We start from the raw sequence: 21852 nt of genomic DNA, 5'->3' as shown, positions 1-21852 counted from the left end.
CTAAGTTAACGTATTGTTTAAACATAAAAAAAGAGCCCAAAGGCTCTTTTTTCTATAAGTCGATTGTCAGATTAGAAAATGATTTGACCATTGTTGATCAAGTCATTCAATGTGACTGGACCAGTAAGGTTAGTCAATTGAAGCAATGGTGTTTCAGTGTAAGTACCTTCTACAAGTAATCCACCATCACGGTCTACGCTGATTGTCGCAGTTTGAGTACCAGCATCATAACTTACTGTCACATATTGACCAATTGTTAAGTTAGTTTGAGAACCAATTAACAAGTTACTTAAGTCAATCTTATCAGCCTGATCATCGGTTGCAGTGTCACCTACGTGGAAGTCAGTCCATACATCTACACCACCAGCTGTTGTATTACCACCAGTTGCGTTAGTTACGCTTGCAGCTGTTAATGTGTTGTAAATCAAGGTATCAGAGCCATTTCCAAGAGCAAATGTATCATTTGCCGCAGTACTTACTGCAAGGCTATTCAACTCTTGACTCAAGTTAATCGTCAATGTAGAGGCATATTCACTACCATCGATCACTGAAACCAACTTGTAATCAATCGCATCAACAGTCGCATTTGCCGCGCTGTCTAATGGTTTGTAGAAGTAAGAACCATCATTGTATAGATACAACGTACCTTCACCTGTATTCACTCCTTGACCAGCAGCTAGTTCATAAGTACCAGTTGTTGAGTTCATTACATAGAGCTGAGTACCTTCTACAACATCATTAGTAAGTACGTTGCCAGTAATCCAGTCTGTTTGTCCATCTGGTGTGTATTGGTCTAGATGAGTCGCTGTCGTGGTCACTACAGAATCTAGAGTTACAGTACCAAGAGAAATCAGACTTGATAAGCTGAACACAACTCGATAAGTCCCTTCCGACAAATGAGGCACATCTGCCGAGAATGCTGGAGCACCGAGTACACCTGCCAATGCAGTTGCAGAACCAGAATATGCAGTATCTACCCAAGTTGTACCAACTAACTGTTGAATTGTATATCCAGTCGTTGGAAGGGCGGATAAGCTTAATGATGCTGTATAGTTCAACTGTACATGTACATCACTTACTGTATTTGCCGCTACTGTAAACTGACTTGAAGTTACGGTACTGCTTAATACAGGTAGTGGTGGGAAGCCAGCCAAGTTACCAATGGTCACGTTACCACTCGCAACATCCACAACTGGATCTACCACTGGCGCCATGCTGATTGTTGCATCATCTGTATCAGCTGTTACAGATGGTGTTGGAAGTGTAGCATCTGCCGAAGGATCTGCTGTATTCCAAGTTACATCAACATCTGGCGAACCAACTTGAACATGTAATGTAGCAGTATCAGTTCTACCAGTTACAGGATCTGTCACTGTGTAAGTGAAGCTATCAACTTTACCTACATTCGCCATATCCGCAGTTGCCTGATAACTATAAGTACCATCTGCATTAATAGTCAGAGTTCCATATACGCCTACAACCGTTGCTGGAGTACCCGCTACAACTGTAGTTGTATTACCATTTTCAGCTGTAACAGCAGTTACTACTGAAGTTGTTGTAATGTAGTCCGGCACATAGTTTGTACCGTAAACCGCAGAGTTATCATCAGCAAGTACATTACCAGTTACAGGGTCAACGACCAGTACAGGCGGTTGAGTGATATCACCATGATTCAGCGTGATATCCGCAGTAACACTACCTAGAGCTGTAAGTAATGTGTTGCTTTCCATGAACAACTCATAAGTACCGGCACTTAAGTTATCAATCTTGAATTGAACTTCAGAACCAAAGATACCTAACAAATCGATCACGCCAGTATCAGAGCTATCTGCAACTACAGTACGAGTGCCATCTGGATTTAATCGTGTTAATACCACATGTAAACCGTCGACAACCGTAGCAACCGAACCAAAGTTCACTGCAATAATCGCATCAGTCAGATTACCTGGATCAACTGTAAATGTCGCTGTACCTTCTTTAGAACCGATAACGATACCACCGACACCGAGTAACCAGTTGTAACTAATCGCGTTATCAAGTACCTCAGTCGTTACTGGATAAACCATGTCTATTTCAGCTGAAGCAACGTTATCCATCGCATCTACTGGAAGCGGACTAGTAATTACAGCTGGTTGAGATGGATCTGCATCGTTCCAAGTCATATCTACACTGTCACTATCGAGACGAACGTAAAGTGTTGCCTCAGAAGTATTACCCGTTACAGGATCAAGCAAGGTGTAGGTAAATTGATCTACCTGACCTAGGTTTGCTCCGTCTACAGTTGGGGTATAAGTGTAGTTACCATCTTGGTCGATCACCAATGTACCGTATGTACCAGTGATTGTTGCACCAGCAACTGGATCAACCGCAATACCATTCACTTGAGAGATCACAGCACTGCTGCTTGCTGCATCAACTTCACCAGTGAGGCTCGCATCTTTGATGACATTGCCAGAGATCGGCTCAACAGAGTAACTAGCCACGATGTATGGATTGTAGACATCCATCGTACCAGTTAATGTTCCGCCCAAACCTACACCTAGCAAACCTTCATATCCGATGAATGCGCGGTACTGACCAGCATCCAATCCTTCAAGAACTGCTGTTGGTGTTCCACCGACAAGCGTTAGATCGATGAGTGATGCTTCTGGGTTAGTACCACCAATTGATACCCATTGTCCTGTTGCTTCATCAAATTTCTGAACAACGATTGCATAATCGCTAAGTAAATCTGCTGTGATGATCGCATCGAATGTGAACGTTGCTGTACCTTCGCGGTTTGGATCAACAGTAAACTCAATTGCGTCGTTACCAAGCAATTGTAAGTCCAGACCAGCCAACGATACTGCTGCAAGGTAAGTTGAACTACCTAGAGCAACATCATCTGCAACTAGCAACGGTTCTGGGTTGATCTCTGCAGTTACAACATTATCCACTGCTTTCACAGAGCTCAATTGAATATTGAGGTTTGCTTCAGCCGTATCACCAGTTACAGGATCAGTTAATGTGTAGACAAATACATCTGTTTGACCTACACCGGTTGCACTTGCATTAGGCGTATAAGTGTATGTACCGTCTGGATCGATTACCAACGTACCATACAACCCATTAATCACAGTATCTACCGCTGTAACAGGCTGACCATTTACCGCTGTAACTACAGTCGTAGCGGTTACAACGTCTGTTTCACCACTGGTATTGATATCAGTAATCACATTCCCATCAGCAACTTCAGTGTAATATCCACCTACTTGTGTTGTGTCATAAACATCCATTGTGCCAGTTAAGGTACCCAGTAAACCGATACCTAGAAGACCGTTGTAAGTCATGAATGCACGGTATTGTCCTTCTTCTAGACCATCAAGAACCACACCAGGAGTTGAACCTAGTAAAGTAAGATCAAGAATATCAGCCTCACCACCACCATAGACCGAAGTCCATTGGCCTGTTACTGGGTCAAGTTTCTGAACTACTAGAGAGTAATCAGATAATGCATCTACTCCAATTAAAGCGCTGTAAGTAAAGGTCGCATTGCCTTCTTGACCAGCAGCTACTGTAAAGCCGATTGACTCTGATCCTAACTGCAAATCAAGTCCAGCAAGTGATACAAGTGCTAGATAAGTGTTGCTTCCTAGTGCTGCATCATCTTGTACAAGCAATGGTTGAGGAGCAAGTACAGCTGTATCAGTGTTATCGAAAGCAATGATAGAGCTTGCAAGAGTATAAGTTTGCGTATCTTGAAGTGTACTAACGTTTCCTGCGAGGTCTGTGAATGTCGCAGTAGCATCAACAGTTAAGTCTGAATCTGCTGCAAGACCACTACCAGCTACATCAACTGTCCAAGTACCTGCTACGGCATCAACTGTGGCTGTATAGTCAACACCATTTACAGTAACCACAACACCTGTTGTTACTGCATCTGTAGGGATGTTGGTCAATGTACCTGTTAAGGTCACTGATCCACCAGCTTCTGTCGCATCCAAGATGTTATCAGCAGTAACTGGGTCAATTGCTAACACAGTTGTAGTGATATCAGGTGGAGTAACATCTAGAGTTACCGTTACATCTGCATCTGCAACATCTACGTTACCTTGTGCATCTACAGCCTCAGCATGAATCACAATCTGACCAGTCACAGGATCTGCTGCTGTTGCGGCAAGAGTCGCTGTAATGAAGCCGTTTGCAAGGTCAGCTGCTGTCACGGTGTAGTTAGTACCGTTGATATTCACCACCGTGCCATCGATTGCATCTGGTCCCAACGCCACTTGTGCATTGAAGGTGCCGTCTGTGCCTAGCTCGTCTGCATTCAAGATACCGTCGCCATTTAAGTCTTCAGGAATCGTGATCGCACCGATCAGGTCTGCAGGTAAGGTATCTACAGTCACGGTGATATCTGCATCTGCAACATCAAGGTTACCTTGTGCATCCACTGCTTCTGCATGGATGGTTACAGGGCCTTCGCCTGTGACAGGAATCGCTGCGGTGATGAAGCCGTTTGCAAGGTCAGCTGCAGTCACGGTGTAGTTAGTACCGTTGATATTCACTACTGTGCCATCGATTGCATCAGGTCCCAATGCCACTTGTGCATTGAAGGTGCCGTCTGTACCAAGCTCGTCTGCATTCAAGATACCGTCACCATTCAAGTCTTCAGGAATCGTGATCGCACCGATCAGGTCTGCAGGCAAGGTATCTACAGTCACGGTGACGTCTGCATCTGCAACATCAAGGTTACCTTGTGCATCCACTGCTTCTGCATGGATGGTTACAGGGCCTTCGCCTGTGACAGGAATCGCTGCAGTGATGAAGCCGTTTGCAAGGTCAGCTGCAGTCACGGTGTAGTTAGTACCGTTCACATTCACCACTGTGCCATCGATTGCATCTGGTCCCAACGCCACTTGTGCATTGAAGGTACCGTCTGTGCCTAGCTCGTCTGCATTCAAGATACCGTCGCCATTTAAGTCTTCAGGAATCGTGATCGCACCGATCAGGTCTGCAGGCAAGGTATCTACAGTCACGGTGATATCTGCATCTGCAACATCAAGGTTACCTTGTGCATCCACTGCTTCTGCATGGATGGTTACAGGGCCTTCGCCTGTGACAGGAATCGCTGCGGTGATGAAGCCGTTTGCAAGGTCAGCTGCAGTCACGGTGTAGTTAGTACCGTTGATATTCACTACTGTGCCATCGATTGCATCAGGTCCCAATGCCACTTGTGCATTGAAGGTGCCGTCTGTACCAAGCTCGTCTGCATTCAAGATACCGTCACCATTCAAGTCTTCAGGAATCGTGATCGCACCGATCAGGTCTGCAGGCAAGGTATCTACAGTCACGGTGACGTCTGCATCTGCAACATCAAGGTTACCTTGTGCATCCACTGCTTCTGCATGGATGGTTACAGGGCCTTCGCCTGTGACAGGAATCGCTGCAGTGATGAAGCCGTTTGCAAGGTCAGCTGCAGTCACGGTGTAGTTAGTACCGTTCACATTCACCACTGTGCCATCGATTGCATCAGGTCCCAACGCCACTTGTGCATTGAAGGTACCGTCTGTGCCTAGCTCGTCTGCATTCAAGATACCGTCGCCATTTAAGTCTTCAGGAATCGTGATCGCACCGATCAGGTCTGCAGGCAAGGTATCTACAGTCACGGTGATATCTGCATCTGCAACATCAAGGTTACCTTGTGCATCCACTGCTTCTGCATGGATGGTTACAGGGCCTTCGCCTGTGACAGGAATCGCTGCGGTGATGAAGCCGTTTGCAAGGTCAGCTGCAGTCACGGTGTAGTTAGTACCGTTGATATTCACTACTGTGCCATCGATTGCATCAGGTCCCAATGCCACTTGTGCATTGAAGGTGCCGTCTGTACCAAGCTCGTCTGCATTCAAGATACCGTCACCATTCAAGTCTTCAGGAATCGTGATCGCACCGATCAGGTCTGCAGGCAAGGTATCTACAGTCACGGTGATATCTGCATCTGCAACATCAAGGTTACCTTGTGCATCCACTGCTTCTGCATGGATGGTCACAGGGCCTTCGCCTGTTACAGGAATCGCTGCAGTGATGAAACCGTTTGCAAGGTCAGCTGCTGTCACGGTGTAGTTAGTACCGTTGATATTCACCACTGTGCCATCGATTGCATCTGGTCCCAGCGCCACTTGTGCATTGAAGGTGCCGTCTGTACCAAGCTCGTCTGCATTCAAGATACCGTCGCCATTTAAGTCTTCAGGAATCGTGATCGCACCGATCAGGTCTGCAGGCAAGGTATCTACAGTCACGGTGACGTCTGCATCTGCAACATCAAGGTTACCTTGTGCATCCACTGCTTCTGCATGGATGGTTACAGGGCCTTCGCCTGTGACAGGAATCGCTGCAGTGATGAAACCGTTTGCAAGGTCAGCTGCTGTCACGGTGTAGTTAGTACCGTTGATATTCACCACTGTGCCATCGATTGCATCAGGTCCCAATGCCACTTGTGCATTGAAGGTGCCGTCTGTGCCTAGCTCGTCTGCATTTAAGATACCGTCGCCATTTAAGTCTTCAGGAATCGTGATCGCACCGATCAGGTCTGCAGGTAAGGTATCTACAGTCACGGTGATATCTGCATCTGCAACATCAAGGTTACCTTGTGCATCCACTGCTTCTGCATGGATGGTCACAGGGCCTTCGCCTGTGACAGGAATCGCTGCGGTGATGAAGCCGTTTGCAAGGTCAGCTGCAGTCACGGTGTAGTTAGTACCGTTGATATTCACCACTGTGCCATCGATTGCATCAGGTCCCAATGCCACTTGTGCATTGAAGGTGCCGTCTGTACCAAGCTCGTCTGCATTCAAGATACCGTCGCCATTTAAGTCTTCAGGAATCGTGATCGCACCGATCAGGTCTGCAGGCAAGGTATCTACAGTCACGGTGACGTCTGCATCTGCAACATCAAGGTTACCTTGTGCATCCACTGCTTCTGCATGGATGGTCACAGGGCCTTCGCCTGTTACAGGAATCGCTGCAGTGATGAAACCGTTTGCAAGGTCAGCTGCTGTCACGGTGTAGTTGGTACCGTTGATATTCACCACTGTGCCATCGATTGCATCTGGTCCCAACGCCACTTGTGCATTGAAGGTACCGTCTGTGCCTAGCTCGTCTGCATTCAAGATACCGTCGCCATTTAAGTCTTCAGGAATCGTGATCGCACCGATCAGGTCTGCAGGCAAGGTATCTACAGTCACGGTGACGTCTGCATCTGCAACATCAAGGTTACCTTGTGCATCCACTGCTTCTGCATGGATGGTCACAGGGCCTTCGCCTGTGACAGGAATCGCTGCAGTGATGAAGCCGTTTGCAAGGTCAGCTGCTGTCACGGTGTAGTTAGTACCGTTGATATTCACCACTGTGCCATCGATTGCATCTGGTCCCAACGCCACTTGTGCATTGAAGGTGCCGTCTGTGCCTAGCTCGTCTGCATTCAAGATACCGTCGCCATTTAAGTCTTCAGGAATCGTGATCGCACCGATCAGGTCTGCAGGTAAGGTATCTACAGTCACGGTGATATCTGCATCTGCAACATCAAGGTTACCTTGTGCATCCACTGCTTCTGCATGGATGGTTACAGGGCCTTCGCCTGTGACAGGAATCGCTGCGGTGATGAAGCCGTTTGCAAGGTCAGCTGCAGTCACGGTGTAGTTAGTACCGTTGATATTCACTACTGTGCCATCGATTGCATCTGGTCCCAACGCCACTTGTGCATTGAAGGTGCCGTCTGTGCCTAGCTCGTCTGCATTCAAGATACCGTCGCCATTTAAGTCTTCAGGAATCGTGATCGCACCGATCAGGTCTGCAGGTAAGGTATCTACAGTCACGGTGATATCTGCATCTGCAACATCAAGGTTACCTTGTGCATCCACTGCTTCTGCATGGATGGTTACAGGGCCTTCGCCTGTGACAGGAATCGCTGCGGTGATGAAGCCGTTTGCAAGGTCAGCTGCAGTCACGGTGTAGTTAGTACCGTTGATATTCACTACTGTGCCATCGATTGCATCTGGTCCCAACGCCACTTGTGCATTGAAGGTGCCGTCTGTGCCTAGCTCGTCTGCATTCAAGATACCGTCGCCATTTAAGTCTTCAGGAATCGTGATCGCACCGATCAGGTCTGCAGGTAAGGTATCTACAGTCACGGTGATATCTGCATCTGCAACATCAAGGTTACCTTGTGCATCCACTGCTTCTGCATGGATGGTTACAGGGCCTTCGCCTGTGACAGGAATCGCTGCGGTGATGAAGCCGTTTGCAAGGTCAGCTGCAGTCACGGTGTAGTTAGTACCGTTGATATTCACTACTGTGCCATCGATTGCATCTGGTCCCAACGCCACTTGTGCATTGAAGGTGCCGTCTGTGCCTAGCTCGTCTGCATTCAAGATACCGTCGCCATTTAAGTCTTCAGGAATCGTGATCGCACCGATCAGGTCTGCAGGTAAGGTATCTACAGTCACGGTGATATCTGCATCTGCAACATCAAGGTTACCTTGTGCATCCACTGCTTCTGCATGGATGGTTACAGGGCCTTCGCCTGTGACAGGAATCGCTGCGGTGATGAAGCCGTTTGCAAGGTCAGCTGCAGTCACGGTGTAGTTAGTACCGTTGATATTCACTACTGTGCCATCGATTGCATCAGGTCCCAACGCCACTTGTGCATTGAAGGTGCCGTCTGTGCCTAGCTCGTCTGCATTCAAGATACCGTCGCCATTTAAGTCTTCAGGAATCGTGATCGCACCGATCAGGTCTGCAGGTAAGGTATCTACAGTCACGGTGATATCTGCATCTGCAACATCAAGGTTACCTTGTGCATCCACTGCTTCTGCATGGATGGTCACAGGGCCTTCGCCTGTGACAGGAATCGCTGCGGTGATGAAGCCGTTTGCAAGGTCAGCTGCAGTCACGGTGTAGTTAGTACCGTTGATATTCACTACTGTGCCATCGATTGCATCTGGTCCCAACGCCACTTGTGCATTGAAGGTGCCGTCTGTACCAAGCTCGTCTGCATTCAAGATACCGTCACCATTCAAGTCTTCAGGAATCGTGATCGCACCGATCAGGTCTGCAGGCAAGGTATCTACAGTCACGGTGACGTCTGCATCTGCAACATCAAGGTTACCTTGTGCATCCACTGCTTCTGCATGGATGGTTACAGGGCCTTCGCCTGTGACAGGAATCGCTGCAGTGATGAAGCCGTTTGCAAGGTCAGCTGCTGTCACGGTGTAGTTAGTACCGTTCACATTCACCACTGTGCCATCGATTGCATCTGGTCCCAACGCCACTTGTGCATTGAAGGTACCGTCTGTGCCTAGCTCGTCTGCATTTAAGATACCGTCGCCATTTAAGTCTTCAGGAATCGTGATCGCACCGATCAGGTCTGCAGGTACGGTATCAATAGTAAGCGTAGCTGTATCTGTAGCCGTATTACCAGCTGGATCAGTTGCAGTTACAGTTACAGTATGAGGACCATCTATTAATGCAGGCAAAGTATTGTCTGCAAGAGTCCAAGTACCATCACCGTTATTCACTGCCGGATAGTCAACACCATCCACATTCACAACCACTGTTGCTGTTGGGTCATTGATTACCCCTGTTAAAGCAGGAGTTGTGTCATTAGTAGTTAAGTCATCTAAAGATACAACTGGAACGCTAGTATCAATGGTCACCACTGCTGTATCTGTACCTGCATTGCCTGCTGCATCTGTTGCAGTCACGGTAATGGTGTGTGGACCATCAGTTAACGCAGGAAGTGTATTGTCTGCAAGCGTCCAGGTGCCGTCACCATTGTTCACTGCCGGATAGTCAACACCATCCACGTTCACAACCACAGTGGCTGTTGGATCGTTCACTGTACCAGTGAGTGCTGGTGTGCTGTCATTCGTCAACACATCATCAAGTGCAACCACCGGCGGTGTGATGTCGGCAGAGACTGTGCCTGTACCTGGCAATGAAGTATTGCCTGCAGGGTCAGTAGCTGTTGCTGTAACCGTATCGCCATCCACCAGGTTGCCCGGGTTTGGTACTGACCATGTTCCGTCTGTGCCTGCCACGACTGTTGCAGTGGTGCCATCAGGATATGTCACAGTCACTGTAGAACCAGCTTCTGCTGTACCGCTCACTGGGTCAGTTGCATTGATTGGATCAAGTACAGGTGCATTTGGTGCGGTGGTATCAATCGTCACCACTGCTGTATCTGTACCTGCATTGCCTGCTGCATCTGTTGCAGTCACGGTAATGGTGTGTGGACCATCAGTTAACGCAGGAAGTGTATTGTCTGCAAGCGTCCAGGTGCCGTCACCATTGTTCACTGCCGGATAGTCAACACCATCCACGTTCACAACCACAGTGGCTGTTGGATCGTTCACTGTACCAGTGAGTGCTGGTGTGCTGTCATTCGTCAACACATCATCAAGTGCAACCACCGGCGGTGTGATGTCGGCAGAGACTGTGCCTGTACCTGGCAATGAAGTATTGCCTGCAGGGTCAGTAGCTGTTGCTGTAACCGTATCGCCATCCACCAGGTTGCCCGGGTTTGGTACTGACCATGTTCCGTCTGTGCCTGCCACGACTGTTGCAGTGGTGCCATCAGGATATGTCACAGTCACTGTAGAACCAGCTTCTGCTGTACCGCTCACTGGGTCAGTTGCATTGATTGGATCAAGTACAGGTGCATTTGGTGCGGTGGTATCAATCGTCACCACTGCTGTATCGGTACCTGCATTGCCTGCTGCATCTGTTGCAGTCACGGTAATGGTGTGTGGACCATCAGTTAATGCAGGAAGTGTATTGTCGGCAAGCGTCCAGGTGCCGTCACCATTGTTCACTGCTGGATAGTCAACACCATCCACGTTCACAACCACAGTGGCTGTTGGATCGTTCACTGTACCAGTGAGTGCTGGTGTGCTGTCATTCGTCAACACATCATCAAGTGCAACCACCGGCGGTGTGATGTCGGCAGAGACTGTGCCTGTACCTGGCAATGAAGTATTGCCTGCAGGGTCAGTCGCTGTTGCAGTCACTGTATCGCCATCCACCAGATTACCCGGGTTTGGTACTGACCATGTTCCGTCTGTGCCTGCCACGACTGTTGCAGTGGTGCCGTCAGGATATGTCACAGTCACTGTAGAACCAGCTTCTGCTGTACCGCTCACTGGGTCAGTTGCATTGATTGGATCAAGTACAGGTGCATTTGGTGCGGTGGTATCAATCGTCACCACTGCTGTATCGGTACCTGCATTGCCTGCTGCATCTGTTGCAGTCACGGTAATGGTGTGTGGACCATCAGTTAATGCAGGAAGTGTATTGTCTGCAAGCGTCCAGGTGCCGTCACCATTGTTCACTGCTGGATAGTCAACACCATCCACATTGACAACCACAGTGGCTGTTGGATCGTTCACTGTACCAGTGAGTGCTGGTGTACTGTCATTCGTCAACACATCATCAAGTGCAACCACCGGCGGTGTGATGTCGGCAGAGACTGTGCCTGTACCTGGCAATGAAGTATTGCCTGCAGGGTCAGTCGCTGTTGCAGTCACTGTATCGCCATCCACCAGGTTACCCGGGTTTGGTACTGACCAGCTGCCATCTGTGCCTGCCACGACTGTTGCAGTGGTGCCATCAGGATATGTCACAGTCACTGTAGAACCAGGTTCTGCTGTACCGCTCACTGGGTCAGTTGCATTGATTGGATCAAGTACAGGTGCATTTGGTGCGGTGGTATCAATCGTCACCACTGCTGTATCGGTACCTGCATTGCCTGCTGCATCTGTTGCAGTCACGGTAATGGTGTGTGGACCATCAGTTAACGCAGGCAGTGTATTGTCTGCAAGCGTCCAGGTGCCGTCACCATTGTTCACTGCTGGATAGTCAACACCATCCACATTCACCACCACAGTGGCTGTCGGATCGTTCACTGTACCAGTAAGTGCTGGTGTGCTGTCGTTAGTGAGTACATCATCTAGTGCAACCACCGGCGGTGTGATGTCTGCAGAGACTGTGCCTGTACCTGGCAATGAAGTATTGCCTGCAGGGTCAGTCGCGGTTGCAGTCACGGTATCGCCATCCACCAGGTTACCCGGGTTTGGTACTGACCAGCTGCCATCTGTTCCAGCTACCACTGTTGCAGTGGTGCCGTCAGGGAAGCTGACTGTCACTGTAGAACCCGCTTCTGCTGTACCGCTCACTGGGTCAGTTGCATTGATTGGATCAAGTACAGGTGCATTTGGTGCGGTGGTATCAATGGTCACCACTGCTGTATCGGTACCTGCATTGCCTGCTGCATCTGTTGCAGTCACGGTAATGGTGTGTGGACCATCAGTTAATGCAGGAAGTGTATTGTCGGCAAGCGTCCAGGTGCCGTCACCATTGTTCACTGCCGGATAGTCAACACCATCCACATTGACAACCACAGTGGCTGTCGGATCGTTCACTGTACCAGTAAATGCTGGTGTGCTGTCGTTAGTGAGTACATCATCTAGTGCAACCACCGGCGGTGTGATGTCTGCAGAGACTGTGCCTGTACCTGGCAATGAAATATTGCCTGCAGGGTCAGTGGCTGTTGCAGTCACGGTATCGCCATCCACCAGGTTGCCCGGGTTTGGTACTGACCAGCTGCCATCTGTTCCAGCTACCACTGTTGCAGTGGTGCCGTCAGGGAAGCTCACAGTCACTGTAGAACCAGGTTCTGCTGTACCGCTCACTGGGTCAGTTGCATTGATTGGATCAAGTACAGGTGCATTTGGTGCGGTGGTATCAATGGTCACCACTGCTGTATCGGTACCTGCATTGCCTGCTGCATCTGTTGCAGTCACGGTAATGGTGTGTGGACCATCAGTTAATGCAGGAAGTGTATTGTCGGCAAGCGTCCAGGTGCCGTCACCATTGTTTACTGCCGGATAGTCAACACCATCCACGTTCACAACCACAGTGGCTGTCGGATCGTTCACTGTACCAGTAAGTGCTGGTGTGCTGTCGTTAGTGAGTACATCATCTAGTGCAACCACCGGCGGTGTGATGTCTGCAGAGACTGTGCCTGTACCTGGCAATGAAGTATTGCCTGCAGGGTCAGTCGCTGTTGCAGTCACGGTATCGCCATCCACCAGGTTACCCGGGTTTGGTACTGACCAGCTGCCATCTGTCCCTGCCACGACTGTTGCAGTGGTGCCATCAGGATATGTCACAGTCACTGTAGAACCCGCTTCTGCTGTACCGCTCACTGGGTCAGTTGCATTGATTGGATCAAGTACAGGTGCATTTGGTGCTGTGGTATCAATCGTCACCACTGCTGTATCGGTACCTGCATTGCCCGCTGCATCTGTTGCAGTCACGGTAATGGTGTGTGGACCATCAGTTAATGCAGGAAGTGTATTGTCTGCAAGTGTCCAGGTGCCGTCACCATTGTTCACTGCTGGATAGTCAACACCATCCACATTGACAACCACAGTGGCTGTCGGATCGTTCACTGTACCAGTAAGTGCTGGTGTGCTGTCGTTAGTGAGTACATCATCTAGTGCAACCACCGGCGGTGTGATGTCTGCAGAGACTGTGCCTGTACCTGGCAATGAAGTATTGCCTGCAGGGTCAGTTGCTGTTGCAGTCACGGTATCGCCATCCACCAGGTTACCCGGGTTTGGTACTGACCATGTTCCGTCTGTGCCTGCCACGACTGTTGCAGTGGTGCCGTCAGGGAAGCTCACAGTCACTGTTGAACCAGGTTCTGCTGTACCGCTCACCGGGTCAGTCGCATTGATTGGATCAAGTACAGGTGCATTTGGTGCGGTGGTATCAATTGTCACCACTGCTGTATCTGTACCTGCATTGCCTGCTGCATCTGTTGCAGTCACGGTAATGGTGTGTGGACCATCAGTTAATGCAGGAAGTGTATTGTCTGCAAGTGTCCAGGTGCCGTCACCATTGTTCACTGCCGGATAGTCAACACCATCTACATTCACAACCACTGTTGCTGTCGGATCGTTCACTGTACCAGTGAGTGCTGGTGTGCTGTCATTGGTCAACACGTCATCCAGTGCAACCACCGGCGGTGTGATGTCTGCAGAGACTGTGCCTGTACCTGGCAATGAAATATTGCCTGCAGGGTCAGTCGCGGTTGCAGTCACGGTATCGCCATCCACCAGGTTACCCGGGTTTGGTACTGACCAGCTGCCATCTGTTCCAGCTACCACTGTTGCAGTGGTGCCGTCAGGGAAGCTGACTGTCACTGTAGAACCCGCTTCTGCTGTACCGCTCACTGGGTCAGTTGCATTGATTGGATCAAGTACAGGTGCATTTGGTGCGGTGGTATCAATGGTCACCACTGCTGTATCGGTACCTGCATTGCCTGCTGCATCTGTTGCAGTCACGGTAATGGTGTGTGGACCATCAGTTAATGCAGGAAGTGTATTGTCGGCAAGCGTCCAGGTGCCGTCACCATTGTTCACTGCCGGATAGTCAACACCATCCACATTGACAACCACAGTGGCTGTCGGATCGTTCACTGTACCAGTAAGTGCTGGTGTGCTGTCATTGGTCAACACGTCATCCAGCGCAACCACCGGCGGTGTGATGTCTGCAGAAACTGTGCCTGTACCTGGCAATGAAGTATTGCCTGCAGGGTCAGTGGCTGTTGCTGTAACCGTATCGCCATCCACCAGGTTACCCGGGTTTGGTACTGACCATGTTCCGTCTGTGCCTGCCACGACTGTTGCAGTGGTGCCATCAGGATATGTCACAGTCACTGTTGAACCAGGTTCTGCTGTACCGCTCACTGGGTCAGTCGCATTGATTGGATCAAGTACAGGTGCATTCGGTGCGGTGGTATCAATTGTTACCACTGCTGTATCGGTACCTGCATTGCCCGCTGCATCTGTTGCAGTCACGGTAATGGTGTGTGGACCATCAGTTAACGCAGGAAGTGTATTGTCTGCAAGCGTCCAGGTGCCGTCACCATTGTTCACTGCCGGATAGTCAACACCATCCACATTGACAACCACAGTGGCTGTTGGATCGTTCACTGTACCAGTGAGTGCTGGTGTGCTGTCATTAGTGAGTACATCATCAAGTACAACCACCGGCGGTGTGATGTCAGCAGAGACTGTGCCTGTACCTGGCAATGAAGTATTGCCTGCAGGGTCAGTTGCTGTTGCTGTAACCGTATCGCCATCCACCAGGTTACCCGGGTTTGGTACTGACCATGTTCCGTCTGTGCCTGCCACGACTGTTGCAGTGGTGCCATCAGGATATGTCACAGTCACTGTAGAACCCGCTTCTGCTGTACCGCTCACTGGGTCAGTTGCATTGATTGGATCAAGTACAGGTGCATTTGGTGCTGTGGTATCAATCGTCACCACTGCTGTATCTGTACCTGCATTGCCTGCTGCATCTGTTGCAGTCACGGTAATGGTGTGTGGACCATCAGTTAACGCAGGAAGTGTATTGTCTGCAAGCGTCCAGGTACCGTCACCATTGTTCACTGCCGGATAGTCAACACCATCCACATTGACAACCACAGTGGCTGTTGGATCGTTCACTGTACCAGTGAGTGCTGGTGTGCTGTCATTAGTGAGTACATCATCAAGTACAACCACCGGCGGTGTGATGTCAGCAGAGACTGTGCCTGTACCTGGCAATGAAGTATTGCCTGCAGGGTCAGTCGCTGTTGCTGTAACCGTATCGCCATCCACCAGATTACCCGGGTTTGGTACTGACCATGTTCCGTCTGTGCCTGCCACGACTGTTGCAGTGGTGCCATCAGGATATGTCACAGTCACTGTAGAACCCGCTTCTGCTGTACCGCTCACTGGGTCAGTTGCATTGATTGGATCAAGTACAGGTGCATTTGGTGCGGTGGTATCAATGGTCACCACTGCTGTATCGGTACCTGCATTGCCTGCTGCATCTGTTGCAGTCACGGTAATGGTGTGTGGACCATCAGTTAACGCAGGCAGTGTATTGTCTGCAAGCGTCCAGGTGCCGTCACCATTGTTCACTGCCGGATAGTCAACACCATCCACGTTCACAACCACTGTTGCTGTCGGATCGTTCACTGTACCAGTGAGTGCTGGTGTGCTGTCATTGGTCAACACGTCATCCAGCGCAACCACCGGCGGTGTGATGTCTGCAGAGACTGTGCCTGTACCTGGCAATGAAGTATTGCCTGCAGGGTCAGTTGCTGTTGCTGTAACCGTATCGCCATCCACCAGATTACCCGGGTTTGGTACTGACCATGTTCCGTCTGTGCCTGCCACGACTGTTGCAGTGGTGCCATCAGGATATGTCACAGTCACTGTTGAACCAGGTTCTGCTGTACCGCTCACCGGGTCAGTCGCATTGATTGGATCAAGTACAGGTGCATTTGGTGCTGTGGTATCAATTGTTACCACTGCTGTATCGGTACCTGCATTGCCTGCAGGGTCTGTTGCAGTCACGGTAATGGTGTGTGGACCATCAGTTAACGCAGGAAGTGTATTGTCTGCAAGTGTCCAGGTGCCGTCACCATTGTTCACTGCCGGATAGTCAGTGCCATCCACATTGACAACCACTGTTGCGGTCGGATCGTTCACTGTACCAGTGAGTGCTGGTGTGCTGTCGTTAGTCAACACATCATCAAGGAGAACCACTGGCGGTGTAATGTCTGCAGAGACTGTGCCTGTACCTGGCAATGAGATATTGCCTGCAGGGTCAGTGGCTGTTGCAGTCACGGTATCGCCATCCACCAGGTTACCCGGGTTTGGTACTGACCAGCTGCCATCTGTGCCTGCCACGACTGTTGCAGTGGTGCCGTCAGGATATGTCACAGTCACTGTAGAACCAGCTTCTGCTGTACCGCTCACTGGGTCAGTTGCATTGATTGGATCAAGTACAGGTGCATTTGGTGCGGTGGTATCAATCGTCACCACTGCTGTATCGGTACCTGCATTGCCTGCTGCATCTGTTGCAGTCACGGTAATGGTGTGTGGACCATCAGTTAATGCAGGAAGTGTATTGTCTGCAAGCGTCCAGGTGCCGTCACCATTGTTCACTGCTGGATAGTCAACACCATCCACATTGACAACCACAGTGGCTGTTGGATCGTTCACTGTACCAGTGAGTGCTGGTGTACTGTCATTCGTCAACACATCATCAAGTGCAACCACCGGCGGTGTGATGTCGGCAGAGACTGTGCCTGTACCTGGCAATGAAGTATTGCCTGCAGGGTCAGTCGCTGTTGCAGTCACTGTATCGCCATCCACCAGGTTACCCGGGTTTGGTACTGACCAGCTGCCATCTGTGCCTGCCACGACTGTTGCAGTGGTGCCATCAGGATATGTCACAGTCACTGTAGAACCAGGTTCTGCTGTACCGCTCACTGGGTCAGTTGCATTGATTGGATCAAGTACAGGTGCATTTGGTGCGGTGGTATCAATCGTCACCACTGCTGTATCGGTACCTGCATTGCCTGCTGCATCTGTTGCAGTCACGGTAATGGTGTGTGGACCATCAGTTAACGCAGGCAGTGTATTGTCTGCAAGCGTCCAGGTGCCGTCACCATTGTTCACTGCTGGATAGTCAACACCATCCACATTGACAACCACAGTGGCTGTCGGATCGTTCACTGTACCAGTAAGTGCTGGTGTGCTGTCGTTAGTGAGTACATCATCTAGTGCAACCACCGGCGGTGTGATGTCTGCAGAGACTGTGCCTGTACCTGGCAATGAGATATTGCCTGCAGGGTCAGTGGCTGTTGCAGTCACTGTATCGCCATCCACCAGGTTACCCGGGTTTGGTACTGACCATGTTCCGTCTGTGCCTGCCACGACTGTTGCAGTGGTGCCGTCAGGATATGTCACAGTCACTGTTGAACCAGGTTCTGCTGTACCGCTCACTGGGTCAGTCGCATTGATTGGATCAAGTACAGGTGCATTTGGTGCGGTGGTATCAATTGTATAAGTTTGTGTATCATTAACAGTGCTGCTATTACCTACTGCATCAGTGAAGGTTACTTTGGCATCAATTATTTTATCTGCATCCGCTGTTAAACCGCTACCAGGCACACTTACTGTCCATGTACCTGCTGCACTGTCTACAGTTGCATTATAAGTTACCCCATTAATAACAACTGTAACGGCTGTAGTAGCCGCATCTGAAGGAACGTTTGTCAGAACACCAGTAATCGTGACATTACCCGCTGCTTCTGATGCATTAATTACATTGTCAGCTGTTACTGAATCAACTGCGAAGTTGACACCATCGGTATTTGGGCCAACTGCATCGACAATAGCTGTGCCTGGTAATGATGGGTTACCTGCTGGATCTGTAGCAATCGCTTCAACTTCATCGCCATCATTCAGGCCAGGGTTTGGCACAGTCCACGTACCGTCTGGTCCTGCTACAACACTTGCTGTACTGCCGTCAGGATAAGTCACAGTCACTGTTGAACCAGGTTCTGCTGTACCTGTAATTGGGTCTGTCCCGTTAACCGGGTCAATCACTGGTGCTGTAGGAGCTGCTGTATCAACTGTCAAAACACCTGTATCTGTACCTACGTTACCTGCTGCATCTGTTGCAGTCACGGTAATGGTATGTGGACCATCAGTTAACGCAGGAAGTGTATTGTCTGCAAGCATCCAGGTGCCGTCACCATTATTCACTGCCGGATAGTCAACACCATCCACATTCACAACCACAGTGGCTGTCGGATCGTTCACTGTACCGGTTAACTCAGGTGTACTGTCATTGGTCAATACATCGTTAAGCGCTACTGTCGGCGCAACCGCATCAACCACAGCTGTTGCTGGGCCTGATGTATTGCAAGCAGGATCTTCTGTTACTGCCGTTACTGTATCGCCATCATTTAAGCCTGAGTTTGGCACAGTCCAAGTACCATCCGTTCCTGCTACAACACTTGCTGTACTACCGTCCGGATAAGTTACTGTTACTGTTGAACCAGGTTCTGCTGTACCTGTAATTGGGTCTGTCCCGTTAACCGGGTCAATCACTGGTGCTGTAGGAGCTGCTGTATCAACTGTCACAACACCTGTATCTGTACCTACGTTACCTGCTGCATCTGTTGCAGTCACGGTAATGGTGTGTGGACCATCAGTTAACGCAGGAAGTGTATTGTCTGCAAGCGTCCAGGTGCCGTCACCATTGTTTACTGCCGGATAGTCAGTACCATCCACATTTACCACCACAGTGGCTGTCGGATCGTTCACTGTACCGGTTAACTCAGGTGTACTGTCATTGGTCAATACATCGTTAAGCGCTACTGTCGGTGCAACCGCATCAACCACAGCTGTTGTTGGACCTGATGTATTGCCAGCAGGATCTTCTGTTACTGCTGTTACCGTATCACCATCATTTAAGCCTGGGTTTGGCACAGTCCAAGTACCATCCGTTCCTGCTACAACACTTGCTGTACTACCGTCCGGATAAGTTACTGTTACTGTTGAACCAGGTTCTGCTGTACCTGTAATTGGGTCTGTCCCGTTAACCGGGTCAATCACTGGCGCTGAAGGAGCTGCTGTATCAACTGTCACAACACCTGTATCTGTACCTACGTTACCTGCTGCATCTGTTGCAGTCACGGTAATGGTGTGTGGACCATCAGTTAACGCAGGAAGTGTATTGTCTGCAAGCGTCCAGGTGCCGTCACCATTGTTCACTGCTGGATAGTCAACACCATCCACATTCACAACCACAGTGGCTGTCGGATCGTTCACTGTACCGGTTAACGCAGGTGTACTGTCATTCGTTAATAAATCAGTTATAACAACTGCTGGTGCAACTGCATCAACAGTAGCTGTACCTGGCAAAGATGGGTTACCTGCTGGATCTGTAGCAATTGCCTCAACTTCATCACCATCATTAAGACCAGGGTTTGGTACTGACCAGCTGCCATCAGGTCCTGCCACGACTGTTGCTGTGTCACCATTAGGATAGGTTACTGTTACGGTTGAACCAGGTTCTGCAGTACCTGTAATCGGGTCTGTCCCGTTAACCGGGTCAATCACTGGCGCTGAAGGAGCAGCTGTATCCAGTGTATAAGTTTGTGTATCGTTAACTGTGCTGCTATTACCTGCTGCATCAGTGAAGGTTACTTTAGCATCAATCGTTTTATCAGCATCAGCAACCAAACCGCTACCTGGTACACTTACTGTCCATGTACCTGCTGCACTGTCTACAGTTGCAGTATAAGTTACCCCATTAATAACAACTGTAACGGCTGTAGTAGCCGCATCTGAAGGAACGTTTTTCAGAACACCAGTAATCGTGACATTGCCAGCCGCTTCTGATGCATTAACCACATTATCAGCTGTTACCGAATCAACAGCAAAGTTAACACCATCCGTATTTGGACCAACTGCATCAACAATAGCTGTTCCTGGTCCTGATGTATTGCCAGCAGGGTCTGTTGCTACAGCTGTAACTTCATCACCATTATTCAAACCAGGGTTTGGTACAGTCCAAGTACCATCCGGTCCTGCTACAACACTTGCCGTACTACCGTCCGGATAAGTCACAGTTACTGTTGAACCAGGTTCTGCTGTACCTGTGATCGGGTCTGTCCCGTTAACCGGGTCAATCACTGGTGCATTCGGTGCAGTCGTATCAATCGTATAAGTTTGTGTATCTTTAACAGTACTGCTATTACCTGCCGCATCTGTAAACGTTACAGTCGCATCAATGGTTTTATCTGCATCAGCTGTTAGACCACTACCAGGCACACTTACTGTCCATGTACCCGCTGTTTTGTCTACAGTTGCATTATAAGTTACCCCATTAATAACAACTGTAACGGCCGTATTGGCCGCATCTGCTGGAATGTTTTTCAAAACACCAGTAATCGTGACATTACCTGCTGCTTCTGATGCATTAATTACGTTATCTGAAGTAACAGGGTCAACAGAGAAAGTAACTCCATCTGTATTTGGTGGAGTAGTGTCAGCAGGTGTTGAGTCATCATCATTATCACTATTCGATGCTGCAGCGATAATACCGCCCGCAACTAAAGGAATAGCTGCCCACAACCATGGGTTTACACCTGCATCGTGATAAAGTAATGGTTCAATTGAAGAAATAGGCTGGTAAATAACGTCAGATACCAACTCTTGTGGTGCTTCTGCCGGTAAAGCAGCAGGTAAATCCTCAGCTACCAGAGCTTGTGGTTCAACATCACTGTCTGCGTCAGCGTCCGCATCGGCATCGGCGTCCGCATCATTTTCAGCATCTTTGAATTTTGCCCAAATCAACTGTCCATTTTCATCTTGAAAAACAAGACTGTTATCTTTAGGCTCAGCTGTTCCACTAAAGAAGCCTTCAATAACAATAGTCTCGCCATTTTTCAGGCGAATGACTGCATTGGTACCCTCCCTATTCACTACCAATACATCACTGGCAGCCACTTTTACCAATACGACCGACGCTTCTGAAAGCTTCGCAGAAGTTCCCTTGATTGTTGACAAGGTATCGTGACTATCCTTGGCAATAATTTGTATTTCAGGCATATCTGTATTCCTTTTATATTATTGATTTAAATGATTTTATGTATAATTCTTTTTACTTAATCTTTCTAAGTTTTTGACCTACAACTTAAAAACATTAAGTAATGTGATCATTTTTACATTAAACACTTTAAAATAAAAAAAACAAATACTAAAGTACCTAAAGAAAAAATTTTAATTAATAGAAATTATATATAAGTCTTAGTTAAGTTTTTCTTATGTTAATTTAATGAAAAATCACGTTAAACGTTTTATATATAAAACAAATTTATTATTTTTCTATTTACCATTTGTTGAAAAATCATTTAATTAAAATATTCATATAACAATTATTAATATCTTAATAAAATAA

1 protein-coding gene is annotated in these 21852 nt (G+C 48.9%); it reads right to left on the bottom strand.

Annotated elements, in window-relative coordinates:
* Positions 1-71: 71 nt before the first annotated feature.
* On the bottom strand, positions 72-21503 hold the full coding sequence (locus H7R46_RS04070; RefSeq protein WP_182924242.1) for a BapA/Bap/LapF family large adhesin: 21432 nt from the start codon (positions 21501-21503) through the stop codon (positions 72-74).
* Between the last annotated feature and the right edge of the window lie 349 nt (positions 21504-21852).

The organism is Acinetobacter sp. BEC1-S18-ESBL-01, from assembly GCF_014169935.1.
Taxonomy (GTDB): Bacteria; Pseudomonadota; Gammaproteobacteria; order Pseudomonadales; family Moraxellaceae; genus Acinetobacter; species Acinetobacter pittii.
This window is presented reverse-complemented; position numbering and strand designations above follow the sequence as displayed.